Source organism: Dactylosporangium sp. NPDC000555 (assembly GCF_040300025.1).
Classification (GTDB): Bacteria; Actinomycetota; Actinomycetes; order Mycobacteriales; family Micromonosporaceae; genus Dactylosporangium.
On the sequence record NZ_JBEPDB010000160.1, the window covers coordinates 1 to 7,727 of the forward strand.

Genomic DNA, 7,727 nt, shown 5'->3' on the forward strand with positions numbered 1-7,727 from the left:
GCGAGATCGAGCGGCTGCTCGCCGAGCACGGCGGCCGGGTGGTCGAGGCCGAGCGGCCCGACAACGAGGCGTTCGAGCGCGCCGACCTCGCCGGCGCCGACGCGCTCGCGCTGGTCAAGCAGGACGACATCGGCAACCTCGACGCGGCGCTGCAGGCGGCCGCCCGGAGCGGGGCGGTCTGCGCGGCAAGCTGGTGCTGCTCCCCTGACGGGCGCGGGTCACGGCGGCGCGGCGGGGTGCGGAAGGGTGACGGTCACGACCGTGCCGCCGCCCGGGTTCTCCGATATCTCGATGGCGCCGCCGTGGCGCTCGATCACCCGCTGGCAGATCGCCAGGCCCAGCCCGGTGCCGGCGTAGCCCTGGCCGGTGTGCGCCCGGTGGAACTGCGACAGCACCTGCCGGCGCTGGTCGGCGGGGATGCCGATGCCGCGGTCCGCGACGCTGATGCGCACCGCGGGGCCGGCGTGGTCGGCGGCGACGGTGACCTGGGCGCGGCTGCCCGGCCGGGTGTACTTCACCGCGTTGCCGATCAGGTTGTCCAGCACCTGGCGCAGCATCCCCGCGTCGGCCCACACCGTCGGCAGGTCGCCGGTGACGATGTCGGGCCGGTCCGGCGCCGCCAGGTGGCCCGTGCGCACCGTGACGACGTGCGTCACGATCGTGGCCAGGTCGGCCCAGCCGGGGCGCAGCGGCGCGTCGCGCGCCGTGGCGAAGGCGAGCAGGTCGTCGATGAGCTGGTTCATGTGCTGGGCGTTCTCCTTGACCCGGGTCACGTACCGGGCCGCGGTCTGCACGCCGGACCCGCCGGGGACGGCGTCGTGCAGCAGCTCCGCGGCCATCTCCGCGAAGCCGATGATGCCGGTCAGCGGGTTCTTCAGGTCGTGCGCGACGACACCGGCGAACGCGGCCAGCTCGGCCTCACGGTCGCGCAGCGCGGTGATGTCGGTGTTGACCTCCAGCACCGTCTCGCTACGGCCGCCCAGGTCGTCCGGGTCGCCGGTGCCGGCAGCACCGGCAAGGCCGTGCTCCAGCACCTGCCGGCTCAGCACCGTGATCCGCCGGCCGTCGGCGCCGTGGTGGGTCAGCTGGCCGGTCCACTGCCCGTCGCGGCGCAGCGCCGCGGTGATCTCCTCCCGGCTCGCAGCGGCCGCGTCGGTGGCGAGCAGCTCGTGGACGCGCTGGCCGGCCACCGCGTCCGCGCCGTATCCGTAGGTGGCCTCGGCGCCGCCGTTCCAGCCGCGGATCGTGCCGTCGAGGTCGTGGGCGATGACCGGGGTCGGGATCAGCTGCAGCAGCCGCGCCTGCCGCTCCAGCCGGGCCTGGGCGGCGCGGCGCCGCGTGACATCCTGGACCTGCGCCACGAGATACAGCGGCCGCCCGCACGTGTCGCGGATCGCTCCGACGCGGACGTCGACCCAGATGGTACGCCCGGTCGCGTGGCGGTACCGCCGCTCCACCGTAACGGTCTCGACGCCGCCGGAGACGAGCCTGTCGATGGAGCGCTCGGTCTCGGCCAGGTCGTCGGGGTGCGTCAGGGCGGGATAGGTCATCGCCGTCAGCTCTTCGCGGCGGTACCCCGTGATCTCCGACATCGCCGGGTTCGCCTGCAGGAACCGGCCCACGGACCCGGGGCGCAGGTCGATGAGCAGCATGCCCACCGGGCTGTTGTCGAAGCTCAGCCGGAACCGCCGCTCGCTGACCTCCAGCGCCGCGAGCGCCTCGGTGCGCTCGTGCAGCAGGGTCGCGTTGTGGGCGTAGTCCTCGGCGTGGCGCAGCGCCGCGGACAGGCTCGCGGCGAGCAGTTCGAGCTGGTGCGCGTCGGCGTCGTCGAAGGCGCGCGGCCGGCCGCTCGCGACCTTCAGCACGCCGATGGGCCGCTCCGCGGCGTACAGCGGGGCGACGCACATCGACTCGACGCCGACCCGGCGGCAGGCCTCACGGTTGACGCGCGGGTCGGTCTCCACGTCGTCGCAGCGCACGGTGCTCCGGGAGGCCATCGCGACCCCGGACAGCGACCCGGCCACGGCCAGCCGGACGCCCACGTGCGGACGCAGCGTGCCGGCCGTCGCGGTGTACTCCAGGACGTCGTCGCCGTGCAGCAGCTCCACCACCGCGCCGTCCGCGACCGGGAACGCCGCCACGGCCCGGTCGGCGACGACCCGCAGCACCTCGCCGCGGTCGTGCACGGCCGCGGTGACCGCCCGCTGCGCGTCGATCGTGGCCACCAGCGCGCGGGTGTACCGCTCGGCCCGCTCCTGGGCGGCGACGGCCTCGCTGACGTCGCGCAGGGACACCATGGCGCCGAGCACCCGGCCGTCCCGGTCGCGCAGCTGCCGGCCGGTGGCCAGCACGGTGCGGACCGGCCGCCCGTGCGGCGCGACCAGCATCCGCGTGCCGGCGACGGCCTCGCCGCGCAGGGCACGGTACAGCGGCAGGTCCTCCATCCGCATCAGCGAGCCGTCGGGGTTGCGCAGCTCGTAGCGCTCCGCCCAGCGCTGCGGCGCCAGAGGCTCCACCGGCAGCCCGTGCAGCCGCTCGGCCGCCGGGTTGAAGACCGTCAGCTCGCCCTCCCCGTCGCAGGCGATCACGGCGTCGGTGAGGTTCTCGAGCATCGCATGCAGGAACGCGCGCTGTTCCTCCAGCGCCGCGCTCTGCCGGGCCAGCTCGGCCTCGTGATCGGCGTGCCCGGTGTACGAGTCCCCTCTTGGCTGGGACTGTTGCACCACGACGGCTCCATGACTCCTACGCCCGAGGCGCCGGCCGACGCCTCACCCCGACACCCGACCAATCGTCCCGGGCGCGCGGGAGCTGAGGTGAAATGCCTTTCGGTCTGCGTTCGGTTCGCGGGCACGCGCGGATCAGCCGGCCAGGTGGCCCCAGCGGGACTCGAGTTCGCGCCAGGTGCCTTGCGCGGCCGCGGCGCCGTCCTGCAGCACGATCACGCGGTCGGCCTGGGTCAGGGCCGCTCGTTTCGACGTCGAGCCGATCACCGTCACGCCGTGTTCGCGCAGCGCGCGCCACAGGGCCAGCTCCGTGGTCACGTCCAGGGCCGAGGACACGTCGTCGGCGATGAGGAGCTCCGTGCGCGGGGCCAGGGCCCGGGCCAGGGCCAGGCGTTGCAGCTGGCCGCCCGACAGGCGGGTGCCCTTGTGGCCGATGAGCAGGCCCAGCCCGTCGCCGGCGGCCTTCAGGTCGTGTTCCAGCTGGGCGGTGGAGACGGCGCCGTGGGCGTCGACCTCGTGGCCCAGGCTGATGTTGTCCGCGATCGTGCCGGACAGGACCCTCGGCAGCTGCGCCACATAACCGATCTGGTTGGGGCGCAGGAACATCTCGGGCTCGGTGACCGGCTCGCCGTTCCACTCGAGCTTGCCGGTGTGGTGCACGATGCCGGCCAGGGCGCGCAACAGCGACGACTTGCCGGACCCCACGGGGCCGACGACGAGGACGAGCTCGCCGCGCTCGACGGACAGGTCCAGGTCGCGCACGGCGACGGTGCCGTCCTCGTGCACGGCGGTGAAGCCGGCCAGGTCGAGGCGGCGCAGGGGGTGCCTCGGCGCGGCGGCGGGCGCGGGCGCGGTACCGGCGGAGAGGTCGACGCCGGGGACCGCGGCTGCGTACTCGGCGACGCCGGCCATCTCGATGGTGCGGCGGGTCCAGACGCGGGCCGACGGCAGCTGGGAGATGAGCGAGGCGGTGGTCCACGCGAACCAGCGCGCCGAGCCGAGGGTGGAGACCGCGACCAGGGTGGCGCCGGCGGAGAGCCGGCCGGACAGCAGCAGCGCCCAGGCGCCGATCGGCAGCAGGCCGCTGACGAGGGCGGGCGTGGAGCGGGCCCACACCTGCGCGGAGATCTCGCGGCGCTGGCGCTCGCTGCGGACGCGGTCGAGCCGGGCCAGGTGGGCGAGGACCGGGGCGGTGGCGCCGGCGAGCTTCACCGTACGCGCGGCGGACAGCGACGACACGAGGGACGTGGCGAAGGCCGCGCGCGCCGCGACCGTTTTCTGCGCCGAGCGCTTCAGCGACGGGCCGAACAGTGTCGCGGCGAGGCCGGAGAGCACGATCGTGCCGGCCATGAACAGCGCGGGCACGAACGATCCGGAGACGACCGTCATCGCGACCAGGATCCACGCGCAGATCCACTGGTCGATGAGGTTGTCGGCGAGCACCACGACGCGCTCGGTGTCGCCGCCCTGGGCGACGACCTCGGCGGGGGTGTGCTTGCTGACCCGACGGGCGCCGGTCTGGCCGTGCACGAGGCGCAGGCTGATGCGCAGCAGCTGGCGTACCCACCACTCCGGGAACAGCCGGCTCGTGTAGTACGGCAGCGCCATCGGCACCAGCAGGCCCGCGGCGATCCCCAGCGCCGGCCACAGCGCGTTGCCGGTGCCGTCGACGACGTCGGCCCACAGCCACGGCAGCACCGAGCCGTCGAGTCCGAGGATCGACATCAGCGTGAACATCACCACGGAGACGAGGCCGAAGCGCCAGTCGTTGGTGGCGAGCTTGAAGATGTTCCAGAGGGTGCGCGCCTTGGGCATCTCGGGCAGCGGCGGCGGGTCGGCCTTGCCCGCGGCGCTGGTGACGACCGGCCGGGCCGCGGCGGGGCGAGGCACCGGCGAAGCGGACTCCGTAGCGGACTCCGAGGCGGACAGCAGCTCGGCGAAGCGGGCCGACTCGGCGAGCGGGCCGGCCTCCACCACGGCGCCGTCGGCGAGGACGACGACCTCGTCGCACTGCCGCACCGAGGAGAGCCGGTGCGCGACGATGATGCCGATCCTGCCGGTGAGCATGCGCTCGGTCGCCCGCTGCACCTGCGCCTCGGTCACCGGGTCCAGCCGCGCGGTGGCCTCGTCGAGGATGACCACCTGCGGGTGGCGGACCACGATGCGGGCGAACGCGACGAGCTGCTCCTGGCCGGCCGAGAGCACGTGGCCGCCGTCGCCGAGGCGGGTCTCGATGCCGTCGGGCAGGTCGGCGACCCAGCCGGTGAGGCCGAGCTCCTCGATCGCGCGCGCGGCCGGCTCCAGCAGGCGGGGGTCGAACAGCGCGATGTTCTCCGCGAGCGTGCCGGCGAGAATCTCCGTGCGCTGCGGCACGACGGCGATCCACCGGCGCAGCGCCTCCACGTCGATGTCGACCAGGTCGGTGCCGCCCAGGAAGACCGCGCCGCGGGGCAGCTCGACGGCGCGGGTGAGCACCTTGGCGAGGGTGGACTTGCCCGATCCGGTGCGCCCGATCAGCGCATAGGAACGGCCCCGGGCGAACGTGAGGCGCACGTCGCGCAGGGCCGGTTTGCGGGCCGACTCGGAGTAGCGGAAGGTCAGGTCGCGTACCTCGAGATCGCCGGAGGCGGGCTCCTGCCCGCCGACCGGCTCCTGTTTGGCGTCGCGCAGCAACTGCACGCGGGCCCAGGCGCCGAGCGCATATTGCAGCTCGGGCACCAACCGGCTGGTGTGCTCGACGGTCGCGCCGAAGCCGAGCGCGAGCAGCCAGACCGCGCTGAGCCGGGCGACGTCGAGGTCGCCGGCGGCCATCGCCCACACGCCGCCGAGCACGACGAGCGCGATGCCGAGCCGGACGAACCCGGACGCGACGGACGTGACCGCCGCCGAGCGGCGCCACACCCGGCGGCCGCGCTCGAGCACGGTGGCGGCCCGGCGGGCGAAGAGGCGCAGCACGTACGGCCGGGCAAGGGTCGTGCGCACGTCGTCCTGCCCGTGGATGCTCTCCTCCATCACGGCGGCGAGGTCGGACCAGGCCTCCTCCTCGCCCATGCGCGCGGCGGCGATCTTCGCGGCCGGCTTGCGCAGGGCCACGCTCAGCCCGACGACGATGACGAGCATCGCGAGGCCGGCCGGCCACCACACGAACAGCGTGGTCGCCACCGACAGCACGGTGTAGCAGGCCGCCTGTGTGATGCGCACGCCGGCGTTGCGCAGCTCGGCGGCGACCTGGTAGACGTCGCCGTCGATCCGGTCGAGCAGCTCGCCGACGGGCGTGGTCTCCAGTGTCGGCAGGTCCTGACCGAACGCCACGCGACAGAGCCGCCGGCGGACGTCGGCGGCCCAGTCGGCGGTGAGGCGGGCCATGATGAGCCCGACGCCGAGATCGGTGAGCACGGCCGCCGCGAGAGCCGCCGCGAGCACCGCGAACATGGTCCACGATCGATGGATGAGCACCGACCCGCCGACGGCCGACGCCGCGGCCTGCCCCGCCGCGCCGAACACGATGAGGAAGGCCACGAGCGCGGTCCGGCGCGGCGACGTGGCCCAGAGGTCGCGCATCAATCGCATGGTGTGGTCCCCCGGGAGAACTGCTGCGGCTCACAGCGTGCTCCGCGGACCGGGGATCGGACAACGCATTTACGCCGCTACACGGTGGCGGCCGCCACTGCCCTGTCGGCGTCCTGCGGTGGAAAGAACTCGAGGATGTTCTCGATCGTGGCCTTGCGGCCCTTCTCCGCCGCGGCCTCGACCTCGCCGGCGGTCAGCGACGCGCGGGCCGACGCGTGCAGCGCATCGGTCCACGGGCGGGTCCGGTCGGAGCCGCCGCGCAGGAAGTCGGCGGCGCTCAGCAGGGTCAGGGCGCGGGCCGGGTCGCCGGCGAGCAGGGCGGCCTCGGCAGCGTCGTCGAGGGCGCCGCCGGCGACCGGGGCGTCGAACACGCCGCTGCCGAGGGCCACGGCCTCGCGGTTGAGCGCCCGGGCGCCGGCGTGGTCGCCGTCGTGGGCCAGGACCAGGGCGCGGCCGCTGTGCAGGACGCAGAGCATCTGCGGCGAGACGCGCTTGTCGCCGACGAACTCCAGGGCGCGAGCGAAGCGGACGCGGGCCTGGCCGACGTCGCCGGCGCGCAGGGCCCGGTGGGCATGCGCGCACTCGACGAAGGCGATGCTGTCGGGCACGGCGGAGCGCAGGGCGGTGCGGCCGGCCTCGGCGAAGACCTCGTCGGCGCGGGCGGTGTCGCCGACGAGGTCGTACTCCTGCGCCAGCCGCACCTCGGTCACCGGGCGGTCCTCGGTGGCGCCGAGGGCGCGCAGGTAGGTCAGGGCCTCCTCGAAGTACGCGATGGCCTCCCGGTGGCGGCCCTGGCGGGCGACCACCTCGGCGAGCGCGGCGAGCGCGAACGACATGCCCCAGCGCTCGCCGATGCCGCGGAACCCGGCCAGCGACGCCTCGAAGGCGTCGAAGGCCTCGTCGAAGCGGGCGCCAAGGTTCATCACGGTGTGGCCGACGAGCAGCAGGCCGAGGCCGGCGATCCACGGTTCGGGGTCGTCGGCCAGGCTGCCGATGCGCTCGAGGACCTCGGGGGTCGGGCCCTGCCGGTAGAGGGCGGCGACGACCTGGAAGAGCCGGAACAGGGGGTGCCTCGCGGGGTACCGAACGGCCTCCTGGAACCACCCGTCCAGCAGCTCGGACTCGACCAGGCCGTCGAAGCCGTTGACGGCGGCGACCCCGCACGCCATGGCGCGCGCCTCGGGGTCGCAGGGGCCGGGCAGCGACAGCGCGGCGTTGGCGAGGCCGGCGCCCTCGACCCGGTGCCCGCCGAGCCACCAGTACCAGCCGAACGCCGCGACGAGGCGCACGGCGAGGTCGGAGTCCCCGGCGGCGACGGCCCGGCGCAGGGCGCCGTGCAGGTTGTCGGGGGGGGGGGCGGGCCCGGCGGGCGGCGGCGGCGGGGCGCCGCAGCGGAGCGCACACGACCGGACACAAGACCAAACCTGTAGTATT

The 7,727-nt window shown here is 74.8% G+C and carries 3 protein-coding genes; all 3 read right to left on the reverse strand.

Annotated features, from left to right (window positions below; genetic code table 11):
• Positions 1-218: 218 nt before the first annotated feature.
• Positions 219-2,726 (reverse strand): PAS domain S-box protein, encoded by a 2,508-nt coding sequence (locus ABT297_RS42080; protein WP_350559483.1) that lies wholly within the window; start codon positions 2,724-2,726, stop codon positions 219-221.
• Positions 2,727-2,858: 132 nt separating this feature from the next.
• On the reverse strand, positions 2,859-6,293 hold the full coding sequence (locus tag ABT297_RS42085) for an ATP-binding cassette domain-containing protein (protein WP_350559486.1): 3,435 nt from the start codon (positions 6,291-6,293) through the stop codon (positions 2,859-2,861).
• 77 nt (positions 6,294-6,370) lie between these two features.
• Positions 6,371-7,727 (reverse strand): tetratricopeptide repeat protein (locus ABT297_RS42090; RefSeq protein ID WP_350559489.1); only part of this gene is annotated, 1,357 nt, incomplete at its 5' end.

What these genes read in the sequence shown, in the direction of transcription:
- ABT297_RS42085 (WP_350559486.1), bottom strand. Translation starts at nt 6,293, where the DNA reads ATGCGATTGATGCGCGACCTCTGGGCCACGTCGCCGCGCCGGACCGCG.